The 22,739-nt window shown below is 38.6% G+C and carries 25 protein-coding genes; 14 read left to right on the top strand and 11 right to left on the bottom strand.

The window, feature by feature from the left end:
- Positions 1 to 201 precede the first annotated feature (201 nt).
- Positions 202 to 594 (bottom strand): DUF4809 family protein, encoded by a 393-nt coding sequence (locus ACYSNQ_RS05590; protein ID WP_426081863.1) that lies wholly within the window; start codon positions 592 to 594, stop codon positions 202 to 204.
- A 23-nt stretch (positions 595 to 617) separates the two neighbouring features.
- Positions 618 to 1,241 carry a TetR/AcrR family transcriptional regulator gene (locus ACYSNQ_RS05585; protein ID WP_426081862.1) on the bottom strand — a complete coding sequence of 208 codons (624 nt, stop codon included), beginning with the start codon at positions 1,239 to 1,241 and terminating at the stop codon, positions 618 to 620.
- Between the two features lie 191 nt (positions 1,242 to 1,432).
- Here ACYSNQ_RS05585 and ACYSNQ_RS05580 point away from each other — a divergent pair, with 191 nt between their 5' ends.
- From ACYSNQ_RS05580 to ACYSNQ_RS05570, 3 genes are all read left to right on the top strand, one after another.
- Positions 1,433 to 2,116 carry a response regulator transcription factor gene (locus tag ACYSNQ_RS05580; protein ID WP_426081861.1) on the top strand — a complete coding sequence of 228 codons (684 nt, stop codon included), beginning with the start codon at positions 1,433 to 1,435 and terminating at the stop codon, positions 2,114 to 2,116.
- Entirely contained in the window at positions 2,113 to 3,591 is a 1,479-nt protein-coding gene (locus tag ACYSNQ_RS05575) for a sensor histidine kinase (protein ID WP_426081860.1), read from the top strand. The genes ACYSNQ_RS05580 and ACYSNQ_RS05575 overlap by 4 nt, the downstream gene beginning before the upstream one ends.
- A 92-nt stretch (positions 3,592 to 3,683) precedes the next feature.
- Entirely contained in the window at positions 3,684 to 4,268 is a 585-nt protein-coding gene (locus ACYSNQ_RS05570) for a hypothetical protein (protein WP_426081859.1), read from the top strand.
- 261 nt (positions 4,269 to 4,529) lie between these two features.
- On the opposite strand, the gene ACYSNQ_RS05565 is transcribed toward ACYSNQ_RS05570, so the two are convergent.
- Positions 4,530 to 6,458: a heavy metal translocating P-type ATPase gene (locus tag ACYSNQ_RS05565; protein WP_426081858.1), complete on the bottom strand. Its 1,929-nt coding sequence runs from the start codon at positions 6,456 to 6,458 to the stop codon at positions 4,530 to 4,532.
- Between the two features lie 408 nt (positions 6,459 to 6,866).
- Here ACYSNQ_RS05565 and ACYSNQ_RS05560 point away from each other — a divergent pair, with 408 nt between their 5' ends.
- From ACYSNQ_RS05560 to ACYSNQ_RS05510, 11 genes are all read left to right on the top strand, one after another.
- The gene (locus tag ACYSNQ_RS05560) at positions 6,867 to 7,535 is read left to right on the top strand and encodes a response regulator transcription factor (RefSeq protein WP_426081857.1); all 669 of its coding nucleotides are present in this window, start codon (positions 6,867 to 6,869) and stop codon (positions 7,533 to 7,535) included.
- Positions 7,526 to 8,620: a sensor histidine kinase gene (locus ACYSNQ_RS05555; protein ID WP_426081856.1), complete on the top strand. Its 1,095-nt coding sequence runs from the start codon at positions 7,526 to 7,528 to the stop codon at positions 8,618 to 8,620. Before ACYSNQ_RS05560 ends, ACYSNQ_RS05555 begins: the two co-directional genes overlap by 10 nt.
- A gap of 85 nt (positions 8,621 to 8,705) precedes the next feature.
- Positions 8,706 to 9,971 (top strand): ABC transporter permease family protein, encoded by a 1,266-nt coding sequence (locus tag ACYSNQ_RS05550; RefSeq protein WP_426081855.1) that lies wholly within the window; start codon positions 8,706 to 8,708, stop codon positions 9,969 to 9,971.
- Positions 9,971 to 10,627 (top strand): ATP-binding cassette domain-containing protein, encoded by a 657-nt coding sequence (locus ACYSNQ_RS05545; RefSeq protein ID WP_426081854.1) that lies wholly within the window; start codon positions 9,971 to 9,973, stop codon positions 10,625 to 10,627. The genes ACYSNQ_RS05550 and ACYSNQ_RS05545 overlap by 1 nt, the downstream gene beginning before the upstream one ends.
- A 14-nt stretch (positions 10,628 to 10,641) precedes the next feature.
- Positions 10,642 to 12,129: an ABC transporter permease gene (locus ACYSNQ_RS05540; protein ID WP_426081853.1), complete on the top strand. Its 1,488-nt coding sequence runs from the start codon at positions 10,642 to 10,644 to the stop codon at positions 12,127 to 12,129.
- Positions 12,130 to 12,141: 12 nt separating this feature from the next.
- Positions 12,142 to 12,816 carry an ABC transporter ATP-binding protein gene (locus ACYSNQ_RS05535; protein ID WP_426081852.1) on the top strand — a complete coding sequence of 225 codons (675 nt, stop codon included), beginning with the start codon at positions 12,142 to 12,144 and terminating at the stop codon, positions 12,814 to 12,816.
- Positions 12,809 to 14,329: a PASTA domain-containing protein gene (locus tag ACYSNQ_RS05530; protein ID WP_426081851.1), complete on the top strand. Its 1,521-nt coding sequence runs from the start codon at positions 12,809 to 12,811 to the stop codon at positions 14,327 to 14,329. Before ACYSNQ_RS05535 ends, ACYSNQ_RS05530 begins: the two co-directional genes overlap by 8 nt.
- Before the next feature lie 193 nt (positions 14,330 to 14,522).
- Entirely contained in the window at positions 14,523 to 15,044 is a 522-nt protein-coding gene (locus ACYSNQ_RS05525) for a GNAT family N-acetyltransferase (protein ID WP_426081850.1), read from the top strand.
- A 157-nt stretch (positions 15,045 to 15,201) separates the two neighbouring features.
- Positions 15,202 to 15,387, top strand: coding sequence for a hypothetical protein (locus tag ACYSNQ_RS05520; protein ID WP_426081849.1), 186 nt, complete (start codon positions 15,202 to 15,204; stop codon positions 15,385 to 15,387).
- Between the two features lie 266 nt (positions 15,388 to 15,653).
- The gene (locus ACYSNQ_RS05515) at positions 15,654 to 16,022 is read left to right on the top strand and encodes a BlaI/MecI/CopY family transcriptional regulator (protein ID WP_426081848.1); all 369 of its coding nucleotides are present in this window, start codon (positions 15,654 to 15,656) and stop codon (positions 16,020 to 16,022) included.
- Positions 16,019 to 17,638, top strand: a complete 1,620-nt coding sequence (locus ACYSNQ_RS05510; protein WP_426081847.1) for a M56 family metallopeptidase — start codon at positions 16,019 to 16,021, stop codon at positions 17,636 to 17,638. The genes ACYSNQ_RS05515 and ACYSNQ_RS05510 overlap by 4 nt, the downstream gene beginning before the upstream one ends.
- A 113-nt stretch (positions 17,639 to 17,751) precedes the next feature.
- Here the strand turns inward: ACYSNQ_RS05510 and ACYSNQ_RS05505 are convergent, their stop codons facing one another.
- From ACYSNQ_RS05505 to ACYSNQ_RS05470, 8 genes are all read right to left on the bottom strand, one after another.
- On the bottom strand, positions 17,752 to 18,051 hold the full coding sequence (locus tag ACYSNQ_RS05505; RefSeq protein WP_426081846.1) for a hypothetical protein: 300 nt from the start codon (positions 18,049 to 18,051) through the stop codon (positions 17,752 to 17,754).
- A 273-nt stretch (positions 18,052 to 18,324) separates the two neighbouring features.
- Positions 18,325 to 18,576 carry a hypothetical protein gene (locus ACYSNQ_RS05500; RefSeq protein ID WP_426081845.1) on the bottom strand — a complete coding sequence of 84 codons (252 nt, stop codon included), beginning with the start codon at positions 18,574 to 18,576 and terminating at the stop codon, positions 18,325 to 18,327.
- A gap of 147 nt (positions 18,577 to 18,723) precedes the next feature.
- A complete protein-coding gene (locus ACYSNQ_RS05495) occupies positions 18,724 to 19,053 on the bottom strand; it encodes a hypothetical protein (RefSeq protein WP_426081844.1) in 330 nt (109 codons plus the stop codon).
- A complete protein-coding gene (locus ACYSNQ_RS05490) occupies positions 19,053 to 19,679 on the bottom strand; it encodes a hypothetical protein (RefSeq protein ID WP_426081843.1) in 627 nt (208 codons plus the stop codon). The genes ACYSNQ_RS05495 and ACYSNQ_RS05490 overlap by 1 nt, the downstream gene beginning before the upstream one ends.
- A 260-nt stretch (positions 19,680 to 19,939) precedes the next feature.
- Positions 19,940 to 20,287, bottom strand: coding sequence for a hypothetical protein (locus tag ACYSNQ_RS05485; protein ID WP_426081842.1), 348 nt, complete (start codon positions 20,285 to 20,287; stop codon positions 19,940 to 19,942).
- A gap of 15 nt (positions 20,288 to 20,302) precedes the next feature.
- The gene (locus ACYSNQ_RS05480; protein ID WP_426081841.1) at positions 20,303 to 21,859 is read right to left on the bottom strand and encodes a hypothetical protein; all 1,557 of its coding nucleotides are present in this window, start codon (positions 21,857 to 21,859) and stop codon (positions 20,303 to 20,305) included.
- Between the two features lie 59 nt (positions 21,860 to 21,918).
- Positions 21,919 to 22,200, bottom strand: coding sequence for a hypothetical protein (locus ACYSNQ_RS05475; protein WP_426081840.1), 282 nt, complete (start codon positions 22,198 to 22,200; stop codon positions 21,919 to 21,921).
- On the bottom strand, positions 22,197 to 22,505 hold the full coding sequence (locus tag ACYSNQ_RS05470) for a TIGR04197 family type VII secretion effector (protein WP_426081838.1): 309 nt from the start codon (positions 22,503 to 22,505) through the stop codon (positions 22,197 to 22,199). The genes ACYSNQ_RS05475 and ACYSNQ_RS05470 overlap by 4 nt, the downstream gene beginning before the upstream one ends.
- Positions 22,506 to 22,739 lie beyond the last annotated feature (234 nt).

Here is a 22,739-nt window from a genome sequence, read left to right as displayed (position 1 = left end):
CTGTCCCATCCTCATGATTAAAATTCCGAACATCTATTTTTTTATAGGTGAATGGACGATAGAGGATAGAAGCAGTGCTTTTCGAAATAAGGATAAAAACAAAAATAATTTTTTAAACCTTTTCCTAGTTGTCACCGCCGGCTTTTCCCGTATACCGACAAAAACATGTGCGCTCTTTTTTCATTTATTCAGTCAGTGAGATTAATACTCAAAGCTTAACTCATCTAATTGGAAAATAGTTTTGAGAATTTCGTTGACTCTTTCCGTCAGCTTTTTGGTATCTTCGATTCTATCAGGTGTGCGAATTTCTTTTTCTGGTCCTTTATAAGTTAACTCATCGTATTCCTCAAATAGACTCACTTCAAAACCTTCTTTAGTAAACGAAAGGTAGTCATCCAGCACATCCATTTTCATTTCCTGCTTAAAGCCGTTTTTTAAAACGACGGTCATAACTAAGGAACTGACAGAAAGCTCATCTAAAGGAATTTCCCGGCCATCAATTGTAAGTGTGTAGGAAACACATTCTACGATACCGCAGGCGTTACAGCCGCCCTCTGTCAAGTCTACACTACTGGTAATTACTGCTGTTTTCATCTTATCCCATCCTTTATGCTTGTTTATTTAGTGAAAATCTGCATTAAAAGCTTACTGAGCTGTTCATCTTTTACAGCAAAAAGGCGTTCGATATTAAAGACCATCGCATGGGCACGAACTAGCCGTTCTTCCTCAGTCATAGCTACTGTATCATCGTCGTCAAAGGCAGCGCTGGCGTAGACCAAAACCATTTCCATCGTTTCGTATGGGTAAGGATTCTCCATCACCTTCTGGCTAATTCCTTCCTCAGCCAATTCAGCGAGAATTGGTGTGACACTGCTAATCAGCATTTTCTGGATTTTCTGATGCATCAGAGCATTTTGAGGTTTGTGAAGGTGTTCCCTGACACCATCCTGATTCACGTTTAATGCTAAAATAACTTGAAGGATTCGCTGAAAAACAGGCTGTTTCTTATCGCCGGCAGCTTTTTTTGCTTTATCCATAATTCGGGTGTTGTAACGCTGAATCAGCCCATCCATAATATCTTCTTTTGATTTAAAGTGATAATAAAGGGTACCGCGGGCAATTCCTACTTTTTCTAATATCTGATTTGTGCTGGTTCCATCAAATCCCTGGGTTTCAAAAAGTTCTTCGGCAGCATCTAAAATTTCATTTTTTCGTATTTCTGGATCCTTAACAACTCGCATAATGAGTGCCTCCTTCATAGACTGTCTGTCGGTAGAAGGTTACCTTATTTTGATAAGAAAGTCAAGGTACAAAAATTGAGATGAAAACTATTTCTTGTGGGAAAGTGCTGATAGTTGCTGAACTTTCTTATATACTTAGATAAGATGAAAAAAAATTAAAGCATGAGAAGTTTGCAATTAAAGGAGAATTTATGCAGAAAGTATTAATCATTGAGGACAATCGTCAAATTGTTGATGTACTGGAAAAGTATCTGACACAGGCCGGGTACGGCTGTGTTCATGTATATGATGGCGCTGAGGCGCTAGCGGCATTTCATTCGGATACGTTTGAGCTGGTCCTTTTGGATATTATGCTGCCTAATGTTGACGGCTACAGTATCTGTAAAAAAATAAGGGAGACATCTATTACTCCGATTATTATGATTACCGCAAAAACAGAAGATGCTGATCGGATTTTAGGTCTGGAAATTGGGGCAGATGATTATATTGTTAAGCCGTTTTCACCAAAGGAAGTCATCGCCCGGATTAACGCACTGCTGCGCAGAATTGATTTTGAAAAAGGGAGTAAGGAAGTACAAATCTGCTACGGCAATATTACGATAGATTTGGATACAAAGACAGTTTTCATAGGCCAACAGAGGTTGAGATTAACGAAAAAGGAATTTGAGCTGCTTGTGTTATTTGTTAAATTTCCCAAGAAGGTCTTTTCAAGAGAAAATCTATTGGACAGCGTTTGGGGGTTGGATTATTTCGGTGATCCCCGAACAGTTGACAGTCATATCAAACGATTGCGGGTTAAGCTGAATGAGGGGACATCCTCTTGTCGGATAAAGACAATTTGGGGTGCAGGCTATGCATTAGAGGTGGAGCAATGAAAAAGAAAATTTTCAAGCGTCTAGTGCTCTTGTTTTCTTTTCTACTGATTATGATGACTGTGATTATTGGTATTTTATTCAGCGTCATTTTTTCAAAGCAGACAGAAGATCTTCATGTAGAAGAGGTCACCCACAGGGGCGAAATCATTCAGCAAACAATGACGGACTATTTTTCTGAGAATCAGAGCAACCAATCTACAGGAAATCGAAGGAATCAGCATGGTGCCATGATGGGATATGGTGCCTACCTTAATTTTATCAATCAAATTGCTGGTGATAGTGTCTGGGTTTTGGATGCAGAGCTTAACAGCTTGACTAGTAGTGGTCATCATAATAGTGCAGCTGCTGAGAAAGAGCTGTCGCCGGAAAGTAGGGCGTTGGCCGAAAAGGTTCTTCAAGATAAGCAGCAGCAGGTAGTCAAAAGCGGCGGTTTTTTCCAGTTGAAATCTGTAGCTAGTGCGTTTCCAATTCTTGTAAATAACCAGCTTGCTGGTGTAGTGGTTGTTGTCTCAGATGTTGCCAATATTCATCAAAATCAAATAAATGGCTATTTAATTTTATTGTTTAGCTTGTTAATTGCTCTAGCAGCAAGTATTCTGTTATCCGTTCAGCTCGCAAAACGCTTCGTTTCTCCCATAAAAGAAATGGAGCATTACACAGGGCAACTAATTGCAGAGGAGTATCCCGCGCCGCTGACAATCAAAACTGGGGATGAATTAAATGAGTTGGCAGATAAGCTGTCTATTTTAAGTCAAAGGTTAGAGAAAGCCGAACAGGAACGTAAGGACAAAGAACAAAGTGAAAAAGAATTTCTTTCACAAATCTCCCATGAATTGCGGACACCGGTTACTGTGATGAAAAGCTCTTTAGAAGCATTGGCAGACGAACTGATAACTTCTCCGAAGGAACAACAAATGTATCACAGCCAGCTATTGAAGGAAGCGGGCTATCTAGAGCATTTAGTTAATGATTTGCTGGAATTGAGCCGCTTGCAGTCTGTTGAATTCTCCTTGACCTTTGAAATAGTTGATCCTCTTGAAGTTATTGAAGATAGTATTCGAGGCTACCGCAGAAAAATGGCAGAGAAAAACCAGCAGCTGGTAGTAGATAATCGATTGAAAACGCCAGTTTATCTTGAAGGAGATCACATCCGCTTAGTCCAGCTGTTTAAGAATTTATTGGATAATGCACATAAATACGGGAAAAAAGATTCTAGCATAGAGGTATCAATTAGCACTGAAGAAAACATGCTTTGTTTTAGGTTTGAAAATCAAACAAGTAATTCAGATATTGCTTTAAAGAAAGAGGAGCTGTTCCAAGCTTTTCACAGAGGCAATAGAAAGCCGGAAGAGGGAACTGGCTTAGGTTTAGCTATTTGTCAACAAATTGTCCTCAGGCATCATGGACAAATTGAGTTGAACCCTCATGGGGGAAATAAGGTGACGGTAACTATTTGGCTGCCGATAAAAGAGTAGCAGCGAATTTGTCAGAAAAAGGAACTTTGTCACATTTTTGCCATACTTTCTTTTTATACTTAATAAAAGAGAAAGAAACGAGGTGAAAAAAAGTGAAAAAGCTTTGGAAGAAAGTCTTGATTTCAGGCATATTGGGTATGCTGATAGTTGGGATTGCCGGTGGTATCCCCACAAAAACAGAAGCTGTTTCCAATGTCGTTGAAGCGGGTATTTCTGAATGGCACTGTGGAACAATCCGGAGAGTAACGAAGCAAGGACCTCAGGCTGGAAAAGCTTCTTATTGTAGAGAACAGGTAGGTGTTACGCTTACCCGCAGCCGTGCAGTTGACGAAGAACAAACAGCGACTATTCCAGTTGAAGCAACCGTAAATTCTGTAGGAAATTGTAATGGTAGTCTGCATCAAAATGGTATCTGTGACGGTTCATGTGTCAATGACGGAGGAGCGCAAACGAATGGCTGGGCTAATAACGTTCAAGGTGCAGGCTTGTGTGATGGAACCGGTCACTATAACAACCGTTGTGACGGAACCTGTATTAACTGGGGACAGAACCAGCCGAACACGACGGATCAGTCAAACAGCAACACTGAAGCAGGGGCAACAGCTACTCAGGGACAAGGCTATGGTCATGGAATGAACCATGGCGGCGGTCATAGAACCGGTGGTCATCGAAGATAAAACCGTTATGAAATACTGAAAGTATTGAATAGCTTCTAAGTCGGTAGCTGTCCAAACCGCAGCCCTTTACGTGATGTTTAGCTATCTGCAATGGTTAGGTAATAAAGTACGAAGAGTTGATATTCTTGGAAATAAGCATACTATACTGAAAAGCTAAGTTGAGGTGAGACCCAATAAGCAGTACTTTCTCTGTAGTGTTTATTTGAATGAAAAGAACCAAACAAAACGAATCATCCGTTTTGTTTGGCTCTTTAGCTTTTTCTATTCTTTTACTGGAAGCAACAAGCGCAGACCATTTAGGATGACTAGCAAGGTACTGCCTTCATGGGCAATAACACCAATAGCGATATCCATCTTTCCTAGAAGATTCAAAATGACCAGCATGGCAACAATCAACATTGAAAAGATGATATTTTGCCAGACAATTTTATTTAGACGCTTTGCTACTTTGTGCGCATAGCTGAACTTTTTCAAATCATTTTTCATTAATACTGCATCAGCCACGTCAATTGCAATATCAGTGCCGTCTCCCATCGCAAAGCCGATATCAGCGGCGACTAGGGCGGGAGCATCATTGACGCCGTCTCCCAGCATGGCAGTCATACCATATTGCTGCTGCTGTTCTTTAATAATCTGTGATTTGTTTTCTGGAAGTACATTGCCGACAACTTCATCAATACCGATAAGTTTGCCTACAGCTTGTCCTGTTTTTTCTGCATCACCAGTAATCATTGTAGTATGGATATTTTGTGCCTTCAGATAGTTAATGACTTCTTCAGCCTGCTGATTTGGCACGTCCATCATAGCAATCAGTCCGACGACCTCTGCATTTTCAGCAAAGTAGACAACGGTTTTTCCTTCCAACGCATACTGTTCTTTTTTTCTTTCGATAATCACAGGAGTATTTTCGAACAATTCAGGCTTACCCACTCTAAAGGTTTGACCAGCATACTCAGCAGTTAAACCTTTACCGATTTCATTAGAGACCTCCAATGATAAATCATTCCCAGCTGGGAATTTAGCCAATATCGCAGCGGCCAAGGGATGGTTCGCTGTTTTTTCCATAGAAGAGAGTATTTGGATCCAGTCCTTTTCTACCTGAGCATTTTCCGTATGGAAATAGTAATCTGTAACCACTGGTTTTCCTTCAGTTAACGTACCAGTTTTATCAAAAGCCACAGCTTTGATATCTGCTAAATTAGCCAAGTAGGAACCGCCTTTAAAAAGTACCCCGCGCTTTGCTAAATTGGAAATACCAGAAAGTGTTGCTGGTACAGCACTAGCAGCTAGTGCACAGGGAGAAGCTGAAATGAGAAGCACCATGCCGCGATAAAAGCTTAATTCCCAGCTCCAGCCTAAAATGAAAGGTGCTGTCAGAATGAATAAAGGAACAATAATCAAAACAGCAGTGACATATTTAGGCTCCAATAGCTTGATTTTAGTAGCTGTTTTAGACATATTATTTTGAGATTGCTTCACCAATTGAATAATTTTTGCAAAAACAGTGTCTTGACTATCTTTAGTAACTTCCATTGTAAAAGAGCCGTTGCCGTTTATCGTGCTGCCGAATACGAAGTCTCCAGCTGATTTTTCTTTTGGTATACTCTCTCCGTTGATGGATGACTCGTCAACAACTGAAGTTCCTGAAACAATTACGCCATCGGTTGGAATCTGATCGCCGTTCAGGACCTGAAGCGTGTCACCGATTTTTAATGTATCCACAGCAACGGAAATGGTTGTCCCATCCTTTTGAATCAGGCGTGCTTCAGTTGGATTCATCTTTAAAAGGTTAGTAATTTCCCGTTTGCTTTTTCCTTCGGCATAATCTTCAAGGAAATGAGCGCCGGCGAAAATCAAAATTAATAAAGCTCCTTCATCAAAGTCCCCAATGATTGATGCCCCCAGCGCAGCAAGTGTCATAAGGATGTGCACATTAGGCAGAAACTTCTTCTGCTTCAAGCTGTCTTTCACAGTATCGCCAAAGCCTTCGATGATGACATGCTGCCCCGCTGACAACATAGAGAAAATATATAAAAGAGTCCGCAGCAGGTTTTCTTCAGGAATTAAGAAGGCAGCCAAGTAGGCAGCCAATCCTGCAAAAAATAATACAACAGGCATATTGCCATGACTATGTTCGTGATCGCAGCCGCCTTGTTCATGTGTATGTTCTTTTGTATGTGTGTGTTCCATGATTCCTCATCCTTTCAGTTAATAAATAGTAATGATTACACTTACATGAATAATCGTTCATATCTTCATGCTTATTATATATGAATATACGTTCATGTGTCAAGCTGAAAACTAAAGAAAAATAAAAATAGCAGGGTTATTAATATTTTTGCTGCTGAAACCTCTGTATTCCTGATTATCTTATTTAGATAATCAGGAATAAACCTTCAGATTCGAGGTTTGAACAGAAGGATGCATTGACGTTGCTGTCAAAAAATGAAATACTTTAATAACTGTTTTATAGACTGCTGGCTATAGTATGTAATTGTAATTTTTTTGTGAATAATCAAGAGATTTTGTGTAAAAAGGCACAAAACACTTTTAATTTTTGGTTAAATGAATGTGAGTAAACTAGGGGAGGAATCTATAATGAGGGTTCTAATTGTTGAGGATAATCGAGAACTGGCGCTGTCAGTAAAAAAAAGTTTGGTGAAGGAAAACATTTCAGTAGATTTAGCATTTACAGGTGAAGAAGGAGAAGAGAAAGCTTATATTACAGAATATGATGCCATTTTACTGGACTTGAATTTACCTGGAAAAGATGGACTGTCTGTTTTGTCTTTTCTACGGGAAGCAGGTGTTGAGACGCCTGTTATTATCGTCACTGCCCGTCACGAGATTGAAGAACGGGCAAAGGGACTGGATAACGGAGCAGATGATTATTTAGTAAAGCCGTTTGAACTCGTAGAGCTGATGGCGCGTATCCGGGCAGTTGTTCGGCGTTTTCACGGCCGAACGTCACCAAATATTTCAATTGGCGGTCTCTTAGTCAATACAGTAAAACGGGAGGTTTCCTTTAAGGGCAATACAGTCGTACTGAAGCCAAAAGAGTTTGATATTCTATTATATATTGCACAGAAATCACCAGCAGTTGTTTCGATGGAGGAAATTGCCGAGCATATCTATGATGAGAGTTTCGATCCCTTTTCCTCTGTTCTACGGGTTCATATGGCCAGGCTAAAGAAACAACTGGCAGCATCTGCCGGTAAGGAATTATTGAAAACAATTCGAGCGAAGGGGTATCAATTATGCGAATGAACATGAAAATAGGAATAGTCATTGGTATATTTTCACTAGTTATCACAGGGGCGATTGTCGGCGGCTTTTATATGTGGCGGGAATCCTTAAATTCAGTAGACACAGGAACGGCTTTAGGGAGCAGCGTGTATGTGATGAGTAATCAGGAACAGGTGAGTGCACTAGAAAATGAAGTAATAGATGTCAATGCGGCATCTATTATCAGTACTGCTGAGTTAAATGATTTTTATATTCAGTCTTTTTCTCAGAATCTGCCGATAATCGTTGGGGTTATCTGCGGTATATTGATTCTGTCCACAATGATTTTATGGATGATTTTGAAGCGAATTCAAACCAAACAGACCATTTCGATTATTGAAGAGCTGAGGATGATTGATGGAGATTCTCAATTGAAAAACTTGGACAATGGCATCCAAAAAGCTCTAGATACGCTGCGGGAAAACTATGCAGCTAGTCTGGAGGACTACAAACGATTGAGCAGCTACATGACCCATGATCAGAAAAATACAATTGCAGTATTAAAAACAAATCTGGAACAACAGGAGGATACAGAAGATGATTTGCGTCTTCTTTCACGACTGACGGATGGGGTGGATGATATTCTGACCTTGGCCGGAAGTGAAGATGAAGCAGTCGGAATCGTGGATGTTTCGTTGATTTGTGCGGAGGTTTGCGACACCTATCGTAAATTTTATCCAGATTTACATTTTACATTTGCAGAGGATCAGCCCCTTGAGATTCTCGGTAAAGAACGCTGGTTGTATCGAGCGCTGTCCAACCTGCTGGATAATGCGGTGAAATATGGCTGCAACCAAGCCGTTAATGTTTCAGTTTCTGCTGAAAAAAATAGTATAGTTGTTGCTATCGAAGATCATGGTTATGGCTTAGATGAAGAAAAAAGGCAGCAGATTTTTGAGCATAAGTATCGAGTGAACGGTCTGAAGCAGGATGGTTACGGTATCGGCTTGTCTGTTGTAAAACATGTTTGCAGCTTGTGCAGAGGTTCAGTCTATGTTGAGAGCCTAAGAGATCAGGGGTCAACATTCTATTTGAGTTTTCCATCCGTTACCGGTGAGTCCTTGTGATTCACCGGAACTATTTTTCTACAGTTAACATTCAGTTAACAATCAATTTGATAAAGTAAGAGTCAGAAAGGAGTACCCCTCGATTATGCAAAGTCTTAAACATGCATACTTCAACCTAAAACTAAATAAAATACACACACTTGGTAAATTTTTATTTTTGGTTTTTCTTTTAACAGCAGCATTTAGTCTTATCGACAGTCTTAAAAGCTTCGATAGAGAAATTGAAGTTAGCAGAAGCTCTTATAGCAAACAGGTATTAATCATTCCAAAAACAAAAGAAGCAGCTAATCAGCTGACAATTAAAGAGCTGAAAAGGTTTGGTGAATCGAATTACTTATCCTCTGTTGCGGTTGAAGGCAATATTTTCTTTGGACCTACACAAGACATAGAGAACGAAACAACTCCAGCAGAAACAGTAGTTTCCGAGTATAATTCAGTAAATCTTTTAGGCTTTGAATCAAAACAGCTGGAACAGGAATTGAAAAACAAGCTGACAGCAGGTACATATTTATTAAGCAACAATGAGTGTTTAATCAGCAGCAATTATAGTAAGATGAACAAGCTGTCTATAGGCGATACGGCTGTTTTTCAATCCAATGGCCATGAGATTTTACTGACTGTTAAGGGGATTTATGAACAATTAGAAAACCTCTACGCAATTGAGGAAATCTACACAACAACAGAGGCTTTGACTCAAATTAGCCAGCAGCTCTCAAAAGAGGTTCAGTGGAGTGCGGTCTACCTATTGAAGGATAAGAATCAGCTCTCCGATTTTACAGCTGAACTGAAGAAAAAAGGTTTGTCTGATCAATATTTGGTAGAAAGCAACGCAGAAGCCTACAACAACGAAGTAGTTTGGCTGAAACAGGGACTGCAGCAAGCAAAGAGCTATCTATTGACCTTATCGATATTTGGCGGAATCAGCCTTTATTGGCTGACACTGCTGGAGAAAAATAAACGGCAGTCAGCCGTTGGCTACTTGACTACCTTGAGAGTGAAAAAAGCAAAGCAATTGATTGCTTGCGTAGTTGAAAATTTTTTACTGGTACTTGCAGCTGCATTAATCAGTACAGTCCTTTCTCTATTTTTAGCACCTGTTATAGGCGACCTGTTGTTAACCAGCGCTGCTGGAAAAGCTGCATCTGGAAGCAGCAGCTTCTCACTAAGTACAGAGATGGTTGTTTACACAGATGTTGATGAACCAATCAGTGAAGCTGTGATCCTAGTTTCCATTGCAGCAGAAAAAATCTGGTTCTTTTTAGCAGCTTTGATGCTTTCCTGTGGCTATGGACTATATACAATCGGCCGTTTTCAACTGCGGAATCGACTGTTGAAAGGGGAGCTGAAGTGATGGAAATTGTAAAAATGACCGAAGTGAGCTATCAATTAGCAGAGAAAGCAGAAGCGTTATTTGAAAGGATCACAATTCAGCTGGAAAGCGGCAGTGTCTATTTAATCTTAAGCGACTCAGGTATAGAAAAAAGTGGATTTGCTGCTGTATTGGCTGGTTTAGAAAAGCCAACCTCTGGCGAACTTCGCTATCATTCTCTGTTGTTGAACGATGGCGAACTAGCTGTAGATCAGATTGGTACGGTGTTTCAACAGGATAACTTTATTCCTGAATTTTCACCGCTGGAAAATATTTACTACTATCAGCAGATAATCAAGCAGCCAAAAAGAAAAAAAGAGTGCCTAAGCTATCTTGCCGCTTTTGGAATTGACAAAAAGTCAGCGGGAATTCCTCTCGTAAAAAGTAGTCTGTTTATTCAGAAAAAGTATTGCCTTGCAAAAGCAATGGCTTGCAGACCCAAGCTTTTAGTATTGGATCATTTATTTTCAGGAGTAGGCTTTCCTAGACAAGAATGCCTAATGGACTATTTAAGAACACAGGCGGATGAAGAAGATGTGTGTATCGTTATTTTGACAGAGGAACAGTTTTTAGGAAAATATGCAGATGAGGTTTGGGGATTAAATCGTGGGAGACTTTCTTTTATCAAGTCAAGATAAAAAGGAGAATCCGTATGAATTATTTCCAGCGTGCCATTCGAAGTGTCACCAGAAGAAAAGGAAAATCAATTATTTTATTTGCAGTTATTTTCATATTAGGAAATGTAATTGCAGGAGCGATTGCGATTCAGCAGTCTACTCAGAATGTGGAAAAGAAAATTAAGAGCGAATTAGGGGCAACCGCAACTGTCGATTTGGATTACGAAAAAATTATGGCTGAGAACCCCGGTAATTCTTTTCAGGCGCCAACAGGACTGTCTGAAGAAGAGATAAAAAAAATCGGCAGCTCTCCATATGTTAAGGAATATGACTATAGTACAGGCGGTTACATTCAGGTGAAAAATCTAAAGACCTATGAGTTAGAGATGGAGGGCGGCTCTTTTTCAATCAACGCTCCGAAAGCCGTGCTTTTAAAAGGGACAAACTTAGAGACGCCACCGGATTTCTCCAGTAAAAAGCTGAAGCTAACAGAAGGACGGACTTTTACAAAAGAAGAGATTGAAGGGGACAAACCGGTTGCTATTATTTCTGAAGAGCTGGCTGAGAAAAATGGTGTAGGCGTGGGCGATCAAATGGTGTTGGACGGTAACCACTATTCCTATACAGATGACGGCGGAATGTCGGAAGCGATGAAAGGCGACGATCATCCTGTAGAGATTATCGGTCTGTTTAAGCCTGAAACGGTTGAGAAAAAAGCTAATGATGACGGCTCGAAAAAGGATATTAACAGTGAAATTATGGCAACCGATCAGTTCAACACTATTTATATGCCGAACAATGCAGTTAAAGCGATTAATTCACTAGAATATGCTTCTGGAAAACGTTTGGTTCCGGACAATTACACGGAGGATTACACAGAAGAAACAATGAATGCCGCTACACCAACCTACATCTTAAAAAATCCAGATGATGTAGATGCGTTTAAAGAGGAAACAGAACCGCTGATTCCTGAATTCTTTAAACTAAGTGCCTCTACCGATGAATATGAGCAAGTTGGCGGAAGTATGAAAAAGCTTTCTGAAATTTCAAGCTATGTTGTTATTATTGCAATTGTGGCTACATTAGTCATCATTTCTCTAATTGTGGTCTTATTCCTTAGAGACCGGAGACATGAATTTGGTATTTATCTTTCGCTTGGCGAAAGAAGAAACCGGGTTCTTTCTCAAGTAGTCATCGAATTATTGGCAATCAGTATACTGGCCATGGGCATTTCATTGATTACGGGCAATCTGCTTGGCGATATGGTATCCAATTCATTATTGAGCAGCGACATGCTGGGCGATACGGCTAACTCATCAGCGAATGGCGGCATGGTCTACATTGCGGGAATGGGCAACACACCGTCAATCAGTCTGGAAGACATTACAGAAGCTTATGCAGTGAAGTTCTCTCTAAGCTATATCGTGACTTTCCTGGTAGCAGGACTGGCAACCATATTAGCATCTGCAGTTCTTCCGCTGATGTATATTTTACGCTTGAATCCCAAGAAAATCATGATGTAGGAGGAAATGACGATGGCAATTTTAGAAACGAAAGCAGTAACTTATTTTTATCAGGACGGCGACCGCAGAAGAAAAATTTTAGAAGAAACCTCAACATCATTTGAACAAGGGCGTTTCTATACAATTTTAGGACAATCAGGTTCAGGAAAAACGACTTTTTTATCACTGATTAGTGCATTGGACGAACCAAAATCAGGAGAAATTCTTTATAAGGGCAAAAACATCAAGGAGATTGGCTACGAAAATTACCGCAGAGACGATATCAGTATTATTTTCCAAAGCTACAATTTGGTTCCTTATCTGACTGCTCTGGAAAATGTGATGGTGGCGATGTCAGTGACTGATAATCAGCTGCCGGATTCTCCAAAGGATGTTGCCTATAATTTGTTGGATTATATTGGCATTACAAAATCCAAAGCTGACCGTTTGGTTAACCAGCTTTCCGGTGGGGAACAGCAGCGTGTAGCAATTGCTAGAGCATTAGCGACTAATGTAGATATTATTCTAGCCGATGAGCCTACGGGAAATCTTGATGAGGGGATGGAACGGGAAATTATCGATATTTTCAAAGATTTGGCTAAGGTTCATAATAAATGTGTAATAGTAGTCACTCACTCCAATGAAATCGCCAAACATTCAGACCAAACCTTATATTTAAAGCAAGGCGAGTTGATGCTGCATGAGTGATTTTCTGTCAAGCTTCAATAAGGATAATTATGATCCGGAAAAGAAAAAAAGATCTGCAGAAGCACCGCAGTCAACCGCTTCTGAAAGAAAACCAGAAGCAAATAGAAACGGGGCCGAGACAAACAGGAAGCAGCAGCCGGGAAGTCAGCAAAAAAATCAGTCGTCTGATCAGTCAACCTTGCGGGAGCGGGTAACAAAGGAGCTTCAATCAAGTGAACGATCATCGCCGCCACCGTCAGTACCAAATGTAGGGAGCCGGCGCAAAGAGGAAGAAACTGAATTTGATCCCACTTATAAAAAGAAACAAAATAAGAAAAAACGGATGATTATTCTGGGAAGTATTATCCTCTGTGGTTTAGGATTTTTTTTCTACTATCAAATGACTCATATCAAGTTGCCTGACTTTACAGGTAAGGAAGCTGCAGAAGCCAGAAGCTGGGCTAATGAGAATGGTATGAAGATAGAGCTGGAGCAAAAATATGACAATAAAACAGCAGCCAATCAGGTGCTGGGTCAAAATCCTAAACCAAATGCCAAAGTGAAAAAAGGCTCTAAGCTTAAACTAACAACCAGCTTAGGAGCAGACCCGGAGGAACAGCTGGCGCTGCCGAATTTTATGGCAATGTCTAAGTCTGAAGCTGAGAAATGGATCAAAGAGCAGCTAACAGATAATATCTCGATTATTGAAGAGTATCATGAAACCGAAGCGGCAGGGAAAGCTTTACGGATGGAATTTACCAATGGTGAAGTGACAAAGGAAAATTACCGTCGTAAGGATAAGCTGAAGCTTTATTATTCTAAAGGAAAAGAGACATATACAAAGAGCATTACAGTTCCAGACTTTACGAAAAAGACTAAATCGGAGGTAGAGAACTGGGCAAAAAATAATGAGATTGACTTGATCTTTGAAGAAGTCAGCTCGAATGATGTTCCACTGGATACAGTCATTTCTCAGAATATCGCCAAAGACGAAAAAATTGCTAAAAAAGATAAAATGACTGTAACGGTCTCTCTTGGCAAAGGGATGATTGTACCGGACTTTGCTCAATACACTCTTGAAGATGCAGCCACTGCGTTAGAAGGGCTGAATATTCAAGTAAAAACACTCTATACAGAAAACATGTCTTACGGGCAACTTGTTTCCCAAAGTGTTGCTGCCGGAACAGAGCTGACCAGTAAGGATGAAGCTGCTGTCAAAGTAGTTTACTCTGCCGGACAGCCTTATCTCAAAGATTTACGGGGTACTGTGGAAGGTGATCTACAAAAACTTTTTTATGATGAATTTCAGTCAAAAGGAGCAAACATTAATTACCAAATCCGTTATGTGGATTCAGCGGAAGCCAAAGGAACTGTGGTGGATATGAGTGCCCGCAATCAATACCTTCCGCTGAACTTTACCGTTTATCTAGATGTAAGTCTAGGGAATCTTAGCGGAGCTCAGCAATATGGCAACAATAATAACCAGCAGGGACAAGGGGAAAGCGACAACGATGAACCATCGGAAGCTGTTTAATCGCTGGTCTGCAAAAAGCAAGTATAGGAAAACGCAGGTTAGCGTTCTCTTATACTTGTTTTTTTACTTAAAGAGAAAAGTCTCCCTTAAAGTTTAGATTGATTTTAGGAGCTAAAAAATAGCAAAACGGACTTCTTTTGATTGGATGTATAGTAAAATAAAACTGTATAAACAAGAGGAGCTGAGATGGGCAATGAAATTGTATATGAGACAGGCAGCAGCCGCTGATTTAGATGAAATCATGGCGATTATTGAAGGCGCACGAAGGGGCCTAGCGTTACAAGGAATTCCTCAATGGCAGGATGGAACTGGACCAAATAGCGAAATAGTAAAAAAAGATATGTCAGACACAGTCAGTTATGTACTGATGTTGGAGGACGAGATTGTTGGTACCGGTGCACTTTTAACTGCTGAAGATCCGGCGTATGAAGAAATTCAGGAAGGAGGCTGGGATACTACAGCACCCCGCTATGTGTCAATTCATCGAATAGCAGTCAGTGACCAGCATCAGGGAAAAGCTTTCGCTGTCAGTCTTATCCGTTTTCTAATCACAGCCGCCAGACTTCAAGGGTTTACGGATATCCGTATTGATACCCATCCCCAAAATAAAATTATGCAGAAGGTCATTCAGCAGGCGGGCTTTGAATGGCGGGGAAATATTTTACTGGATGTTCCTGACGGTGAACGTTATGCTTATCAGCAGGTGTTAAATTAATATTTATTTGCAGTGAATGAAGATGTGATTCCAATAAATAAAGAGAATACATCAGCATGCGATATCAGTCTAAAGTCCAAGAATAATCAGACCTCCGATGGACGTCAGGCATTAGAAAAACTGGTAAGATTAATTCAAATAGACGGAGGACAGGAAAATGAATAAAAACAATAGTACAATTAAAAATATTTTTGTTATCGCACTGGTAATTATTATTGGTATCTCGTTACTAGGTGTTTTAGGAAATCTAATCGGCTTTGCAATTAAGTTACTTATCCCATGTGCAATCATCTACGTTATTTTCCGTTGGTTGTCAGGTGGAAAAGTTTCTACTCGGAGATAATAAAAAACAACTAAGAAATGAAGCAACTAAACAGGAAAAAAAGACAAATTCGCTGATACAGCCGGATTTGTCTTTTTTTGTTTGCTATTTAGACAGATGTTTTGCTAAGAGAAAGTTAAGTAAGGGAAGAAGAGTGTCTTTGAGAGATACATAGAAGCATATTTTTAGAGTTATAGCAATTAGCTGAAAAATTCAGTAGACAACTTTGTTCTATCGTAGTAGAATGAAATTATTCTATTGCAATAGAATAAAAAGGAGGGGTTATCTTGCAGCTATTTGAATCTGAAATGCAGATACTAAAGCTTCTTTGGCAAGAGGGGGAGCTAACTGCAAAAGAAATAGCCATGATTTTAGAAGAAAAGGTCGGCTGGAAAAAAACAACAACCTATACAGTAATAAAGAAATGCATTTCAAAAGGAATTGTAATGAAAAAAGACCCGCATTATATCTGTGTTCCGTTAATTTCTAAGGAAGAGGTTCAACGGGAAAAAGCAGATGAGCTGATTAAAGATGTGTTTGATGGATCTATTGATAATTTCTTTGCAGCATTTGTGTCAGGAAAAAAATTATCTGAGGAGAATGTTCACTTTTTAGAAAAATTGATTAATGAGTATAAAGATGAGGAAGACCAATGATTATTTTGGATAAAATTTTATCTATGACAATCAATGGCTCAGTCCTGATTCTTTTAATCCTGCTCTTCAGAAAATTTCTTGCTAACCGAATGACGAGAGAAATTATTTTGATGCTGTGGGAAGGAGCCTGCCTTGTGTTGATTTTTCCTATAACAGTAAGCATTCCCCAGCCCGTTGCTAATCCAATCAAGGAGACTGTACTTATCCGACAGGTAATTAATCAGCCGATTCAGCTAGTTAAAACGCACACACAGGCAGCGGTTTCTCAACCAGTATTAAAGACCGCAATCACGTCGAATCATCTACTGCTTGGCTTATATTTACTCGGTCTGATAATTTTTGGGTTACTGATTCTCATTGGCTACTATAGAAGCCAAAAGATTGCTAAGCAAGCTCTTCCTATAGGAGGACTTAGGATTGGTAATTTAGAAAAAAAATATAAGAAGCAACTGTTTCGTTCGCTAAAAATTCAGCAATCGGATCGAATTTATTCTCCTATGACATCAGGAATACTTTCACCCAAAATATTGCTTCCTTCTGACTTTGAGTATTCAGATGAAGAGAGCATACTGCTTGTTCTAACACATGAAATGGTGCACATTCAGCGCTGGGATAACTTAAGGAAGATTTGTCTGCTGTTTGTTTTGTGGCTGCATTGGTTCAATCCGCTGGTTTGGCTGATGTATTATTTTTATAGCTGTGATTTAGAAATCGTGTGTGACAAAGTTACACTAGCTAAATTAGGAAACAATTTTAAAAAGAAGTATGCGCATACACTCATTAAGTGGAATCGTTCAGAAGCAAAAATGATGCGGGTTCACCCTCATTTTTCCAAAAATCCTATAAAAGAAAGGATCGAAATCCTATTGAAGAAAAATAAAAGAAGTATATTGCTGAATATCGCTTCAATTATTGTTGTTGGGGGAACAGGTGTGATGCTTATTACCAAGTATGCATCTGCAAGTTCCTTAGCTAATCAAAAAAATGACACGACACAAAGTAGTACTGTTAGCTCAGCGGGAAATAATGCGACGGAACCAAGTAAAGAGGAACAGAGACAAGAAGGACAACCTAATAATTCAGTTGAAAAAATAGGAGATTATAACTTTAGCTATCTGGAAAAATATCAGGAGATGCAGGATAAAGCATCTGAAGAAGAAGGTCTGCCGCCGGGGTTATACTATGAAGCACCGACAACAACTATGGTAGAAAATCATAATAGCAGTCACGATGAGGTTCAAGCTGAGGCTGACAGCTATGGCCTGCTCTTTGAACCGGGGCCTTACTATGTCAACAGAAGAAAGGCTGAGCTTAGTTTGGAAGAAATAACCCTTTTTGAGCAAATGAAGGGCGGGGCAGCTTATCTAGAGTCGGAAGAATGGCTGCTGGTTGAGCATCCTGATTATACCAATAAATTGGAGCAGCACCGGGTTATCTACTCTGATGGAACAACTCTGAAAACAAGCTTTGTTTATGATTTGAATTTAGATAGTATCGTAATGATTACAAACGAGGATTACACCTATGGTCAAGGACACGGTATTGAGTTAAAAGCAGCTGTTAACGACAATCTGGAATTCATCTATGAAATCGAACGCACCAGATATGGACAATAAAAGGGAAAAAAGACGAATATATAGATTAGAAAAAGGAGTTTAGCAGTCTTGCTAAGTAAAAAATGAGAGGGGGCACTCAATTTCAGTGACCCCTCTCAATCTCTTTGTTGCTATTAAGCTTTTGCAGGTGCTTTCGGTTCACGACCTAAGATAGCCTGCAGGACTGTTAACACACCATATGATGCTAGAACAGCATAAATCAGACTTGAATACGTTGTGATATCGAAATCCCAAGTTTTATAAATAACTAATACAATAGCTAATACGATACCTGCTAATACGTTGAATAGAGCAAAAGCCCAAAGATTTCCGTTTTCCTTGCGCGATAGATAAAAAACAGAAAAACCAAGACTCAACACACCCCATGCAATACATACTAGGATTGCTGCCCAATAAATAATAAATGCGACCACAATTTTCACCTCACTTTGTTCAGTAGTATTCTATCACGTTCTTTATTCTTTGTCATGAAAAGGTAATGAAAAAAAGTTTGAATATCTGTAGCTTCTATTCGTCAGGATTACAAAAAGATATGTCCAGCACAAGTATTTTTGTTCTCAATCTGTAGCGACAGCTTTTGTTAGCTACTGGCAACTTGATTAGTGAGTTCGAGCTTACTAGTCAAGGCTCTATCTTTTCGATTCCCGTTGAATGATAGAGTGCCTTTTTAATTTATCTAGTAATCTTTAATTACTGTCAAACGCTTCTTTTTCTAAACTATAAATATTAAATTTTCCTTCTTTAAAATAGAAAAGTCTTTCACAAACTCTGCACTCCCACATTGACCCTAAAGGCATATTATCCACAAGTTCTTCTACGGTTTTCGGATTTGACTCTAACACATCATAATACTCGTTCTCTGGAAAAATAATTAAAGGATTCGTTGTTTCCAAATTCTCATCATTAAGCACATTTCCACATAAACATTTTATTTTCACGATTAAATCACTCTTCTATTTTATAAATGTAATTCTATCAACTATAGCTTTTGTTAGCTACTGGCAACTTGATTAGTGAGATTAATCCTTACTATCAAGACTCGATCACTTTATTACCAGTCTTGTGATTGAGTGCCTTTTTATTTTCTAAAAAATATATAATATATCTTGTTCTGAAGTAAATGCAGTTGGAATTACTTTTTCTAGATTCTCTATCCTACTTCTCATATATTCTCTGTCTTCCCCATGAAGATTCGCTATAGCCCATTCTTTTAATAAACCCAATTCTTTTAAAACAATATCTAGACTAGTTTTATTAAATTCTGCTCCGTCTTGTATATACTTAATATTTAATTCTGCTATAGCTTTCTCCCAAAACTTTTCATAAAAAGATTCAGAAGAGATATTCTCACTCAATATCACTTTGGAATTTTCGTTGTAAATATCACCATCGTATTTAAATAGCCCTACTGACATTATTTCTTACCTCCATATATTGCACTAAAATTATAATCAGGATATTTCTTTTGTAAAATGCTAATTTGCTCTTGAACAGCTTCACGTAGTGCTGGAGTATCCGCGTCAATTCTAAATGTATAATCCTTTATATTCTTTATTTCATCAACGGAAGAAACCAATCCACTATCGCCTCCGGATATACTAATATCTTTTTGGTTTAAAGCATCTAATCTGTTAGAACCCTTCTTAAATATATGCTTCTGAGCCCACTGTTTTTCAGTTTGAGGAAAATCAGGATTTTCCATGTATAGTTTAGCAGCAGACTTATCTTCATAAATAACTTTGTTAACTAAATCCACTTCATCTAACTCTGTATTAAGTTTTCCATGGATATTAATTTCTTTAGGATTAGATTTAGCCCCATTGGCTTTCTTAATGGCTAAATCATCTAAGTCGTCCATAACATTTGCCACATTAGTGGAGGTCGTTACTTTGGTTTGAGATTTCCTTGCCGTATAAGTTAGTCCAGCAAGCAAGGCTAAATCTAATAATCCAGTCTTATTCGCCATCCAATAAGCAGATTCTACATGAGCACCAGCTTGACTGTACCATTCCCAGCCTGTGTAGCTAAGCCATTCTTTCAATAGGTATATGTTTCCTCACTAAATTTTATCATGATAGACAAAAAAACGGTATCAATGATTGAACATTCACTAATACCGTTTTTTAATTCATATTTAGAGATCTAAATTATACATTTTAGTAGGAGACTTCTTTGGATTTTTGTATCATATATTATAGATAGTTTTTTGTTAGCTACTGGCAACTTGATTAGTGAGTTCTAACTTACTAGTCTAGGCTTTACTAACTGACGTCAATCAGATAGTAAAGTGCCTTTTTTATTTTATGTGTATTCTATAAAAATACTGTTACTTGAATTGTTTTTTAATAATTCTATTATTTTTGTCAATATATCTTGGGAAACTTTGCCTAACGTTGATTTATCAATTGATTCAAATTGTTTTAATGCTTCTTGATTGTTTGGGATTTCCCAAGGACTTTCATCATACCAACCCTCATCTAAATTATAATAATATGCTAAAGACTGCCATTTACCATCCACAGGTTGTATCGCTCTCATTATTTCATCAAAATATCCATCCCACATTTCGATACCCACTTTTTCATTTTCTGAAAAAGTATAAATATCAATTTCAGGGTTTCCCTCAAATCCTTCATAATAATTATCCATATATCGTATTCCTTTCTATTCTTTCCAGTGACCATCTGTTAACATTTTATCTTGTTCAGGTGTACTGACACCATTTTTTCTATCAGTTATTGCTTTTTGCCACTCATTTTTGCTAACCCACTTATCTTTGCCAACCATTATCTGTTGTACCTTTTGTTTACCATCTGGAGTTCCATGGATTTTTTTCTCAACAACAAATGTATTTCCTTGTCCTTCTGGTGCTCCTGGTGTTCTAGTATGCCAACGCACTTCAATTGTCTCTCCATTTTCTTTCCACTTATAAGATATTTGTTCATACCCATTTTTAGATTGAGCTTTTATATTTGCATTTTCTGGAATATTTATTGGAGATTTTTTCTTATATTGATTGGCTAGCTTCAACTGCTCTGCCTCAGTTAAAGTAGAAAGTTTTGGAACATTACTTCTATTGGCTTTCTTAATGGCTAAATCATCTAAGTCATCCATAACATTTGCCACATTAGTGGAGGTCGTTACTTTGGTTTGTGATTTACTTGCCGCATAGGTTAGTCCAGCAAGCAAGGCTAAATCTAATAATCCAGTCTTATTCGCCATCCAATAAGCAGATTCTACGTGAGCACCAGCTTGACTGTACCATTCCCAGCCTTTGGGTACTTGATGTTTTGTTAAGTAGTTTTTACCGTTACCTTTTCGCCGAGCAGCTAAATCTAATTCATAAATTTTTTCCCAGCCTACAACTTCATACATACCTTCTAATTTTTTGCCGTATTTTTCAACATAATTCTGAAGTTCATCATCAAAAACACGGACACCATCTTTATCAATGAACCAATTCACTTTTATTTCTTTTGTGACAGGGTCTTCATATGGCCAAGCATAGATAGTGTATTTCTCAAGTTCTTTGATTTTTTTCTCATGAAATTCTTTTTCTTTTTGCTTGATATTATCCGCTCTAATTTGCCATTTTTCTGAAACGGTGGTTGTCCATCTGAGGTCTTTGGGAATCGAAAAGCTGCTGCCTGTCCAGGCAGCTCCCGCTTGGCTTGCCCCTTGATTTACGATAGATTCCAATTCTGAAATAGAAGAAAAAATTTCAGGAGAATTAGCATGAAATGTTTTTAGTTTTTCCAATTTATCTTGTAAAACTTTTTTTGAATCGACCAGTAGTTCTCTAGCACGACTATTCTGATTTAGTTGTCGTATTTTAAAATTATCGGCGATATCTTTACTCTCAATCGTAGAACGAATGACGTCTAAGTTGTTGATTTGGGACTCAAGCTGCCGAATTCTTTCCTCAAGCTCATCGGACTTTAAATCGCCGCTATCTACAGTTGATTGATAATCCTTTACAAACTTTTGGCAGGCTTCTCCAACTGCTTCTGACAACAAAATTCCAGCTTTTACTAGTGGAATTAAGACAGTGTTGTAGAATGCCTTTCCATTGTTGTAAGCAGTAGAATTAAGACGATTTTCACCAACAAACTGCTGCAAAGCTTGAATCATTGTTTGGTAAGCCTGTTGATCAGATTGACTTTTTGCTAAGGTGCTACTTGCTTGGCTTTGAGACGAACCAACAAACATATCAATGCCCATCTGCTTGGTCCTCCTCGTTAGCAAGCAAAGTCTTACGTTGATAGAAAAGATCATTTTGTTTATCTTCCAATGAAGCTTTTTCGCTGTTGCTCCTCTTCTAACTCAGAAAAGATAGTGAAATTATGTTGTCGTAAAGTCTCCGACTGGTATCTTAACTGCCAACCAAAGTCATTCGTAAGAAATTGTTCTTCCATTTCAGCATAGATTGAAGACGTGTGATGGAAAAAATTATGATACTCTTCTTCAAGCTGTTTTAACCGCTTTTCTTCATCTTCAAGCTGCTCCAAGTCACGTTCTAATTGTAACTCTTCTTGTTGGATCTTTTCTAGTGTATTCGTCATTTTTTTTCACCTCCCATTGGAGATGGGAGAGAGTGGGCAGCCATTAACTGCCTTGTTGCTCGATCGGCTGCCTCAAACTCACTGGCAACTGTTTGAAGATTAGTTGAAGCTTGTCCGATTGCTTGGATAATTTTATTTTGAGCACTTAGCATGGATTGAATTGCGTCTTGCGCATTTGTATTCCCAGCAACTGTTGTTTTTGTGTCTGTGAGAATCGCATCCCCACTATTGGCACCATCCAACGAGCTGGCAATTGCTGTTGCTAGTTGTCTAGCAACAATTGAATCACTTGATACTCCATTCATTATAATACTGACCTCCTTTTTTTATTTTGATAAAATCTTATCATAAGAATGAGTAGGTAGACAATAAGAATGAATAAAATTTGTTTTTATAAATACTTTAATTATGGTCTTTGCTATAGGTCAATCATTAGCAAGTCTATGATTTTTTTGAATGTTCATCTGTCGGTAGAATCTTTGAAACGCTAGATGAATAAAAGTTATAGGTACTATTTCCTTTGTAAAAAACTAATTTAT

Source organism: Enterococcus sp. LJL51, from assembly GCF_054871795.1.
This window is presented reverse-complemented; position numbering and strand designations above follow the sequence as displayed.

What these genes read in the sequence shown, in the direction of transcription:
- ACYSNQ_RS05590 (WP_426081863.1), bottom strand. Translation starts at nt 594, where the DNA reads ATGAAAACAGCAGTAATTACCAGTAGTGTAGACTTGACAGAGGGCGGC.
- ACYSNQ_RS05585 (WP_426081862.1), bottom strand. Translation starts at nt 1,241, where the DNA reads ATGCGAGTTGTTAAGGATCCAGAAATACGAAAAAATGAAATTTTAGAT.
- ACYSNQ_RS05580 (WP_426081861.1), top strand. Translation starts at nt 1,433, where the DNA reads ATGCAGAAAGTATTAATCATTGAGGACAATCGTCAAATTGTTGATGTA.
- ACYSNQ_RS05575 (WP_426081860.1), top strand. Translation starts at nt 2,113, where the DNA reads ATGAAAAAGAAAATTTTCAAGCGTCTAGTGCTCTTGTTTTCTTTTCTA.
- ACYSNQ_RS05565 (WP_426081858.1), bottom strand. Translation starts at nt 6,458, where the DNA reads ATGGAACACACACATACAAAAGAACATACACATGAACAAGGCGGCTGC.
- ACYSNQ_RS05560 (WP_426081857.1), top strand. Translation starts at nt 6,867, where the DNA reads ATGAGGGTTCTAATTGTTGAGGATAATCGAGAACTGGCGCTGTCAGTA.
- ACYSNQ_RS05555 (WP_426081856.1), top strand. Translation starts at nt 7,526, where the DNA reads ATGCGAATGAACATGAAAATAGGAATAGTCATTGGTATATTTTCACTA.
- ACYSNQ_RS05550 (WP_426081855.1), top strand. Translation starts at nt 8,706, where the DNA reads ATGCAAAGTCTTAAACATGCATACTTCAACCTAAAACTAAATAAAATA.
- ACYSNQ_RS05545 (WP_426081854.1), top strand. Translation starts at nt 9,971, where the DNA reads ATGGAAATTGTAAAAATGACCGAAGTGAGCTATCAATTAGCAGAGAAA.
- ACYSNQ_RS05540 (WP_426081853.1), top strand. Translation starts at nt 10,642, where the DNA reads ATGAATTATTTCCAGCGTGCCATTCGAAGTGTCACCAGAAGAAAAGGA.
- ACYSNQ_RS05535 (WP_426081852.1), top strand. Translation starts at nt 12,142, where the DNA reads ATGGCAATTTTAGAAACGAAAGCAGTAACTTATTTTTATCAGGACGGC.
- ACYSNQ_RS05530 (WP_426081851.1), top strand. Translation starts at nt 12,809, where the DNA reads ATGAGTGATTTTCTGTCAAGCTTCAATAAGGATAATTATGATCCGGAA.
- ACYSNQ_RS05525 (WP_426081850.1), top strand. Translation starts at nt 14,523, where the DNA reads ATGAAATTGTATATGAGACAGGCAGCAGCCGCTGATTTAGATGAAATC.
- ACYSNQ_RS05520 (WP_426081849.1), top strand. Translation starts at nt 15,202, where the DNA reads ATGAATAAAAACAATAGTACAATTAAAAATATTTTTGTTATCGCACTG.
- ACYSNQ_RS05510 (WP_426081847.1), top strand. Translation starts at nt 16,019, where the DNA reads ATGATTATTTTGGATAAAATTTTATCTATGACAATCAATGGCTCAGTC.
- ACYSNQ_RS05495 (WP_426081844.1), bottom strand. Translation starts at nt 19,053, where the DNA reads ATGTCAGTAGGGCTATTTAAATACGATGGTGATATTTACAACGAAAAT.
- ACYSNQ_RS05485 (WP_426081842.1), bottom strand. Translation starts at nt 20,287, where the DNA reads ATGGATAATTATTATGAAGGATTTGAGGGAAACCCTGAAATTGATATT.
- ACYSNQ_RS05480 (WP_426081841.1), bottom strand. Translation starts at nt 21,859, where the DNA reads ATGGGCATTGATATGTTTGTTGGTTCGTCTCAAAGCCAAGCAAGTAGC.
- ACYSNQ_RS05475 (WP_426081840.1), bottom strand. Translation starts at nt 22,200, where the DNA reads ATGACGAATACACTAGAAAAGATCCAACAAGAAGAGTTACAATTAGAA.
- ACYSNQ_RS05470 (WP_426081838.1), bottom strand. Translation starts at nt 22,505, where the DNA reads ATGAATGGAGTATCAAGTGATTCAATTGTTGCTAGACAACTAGCAACA.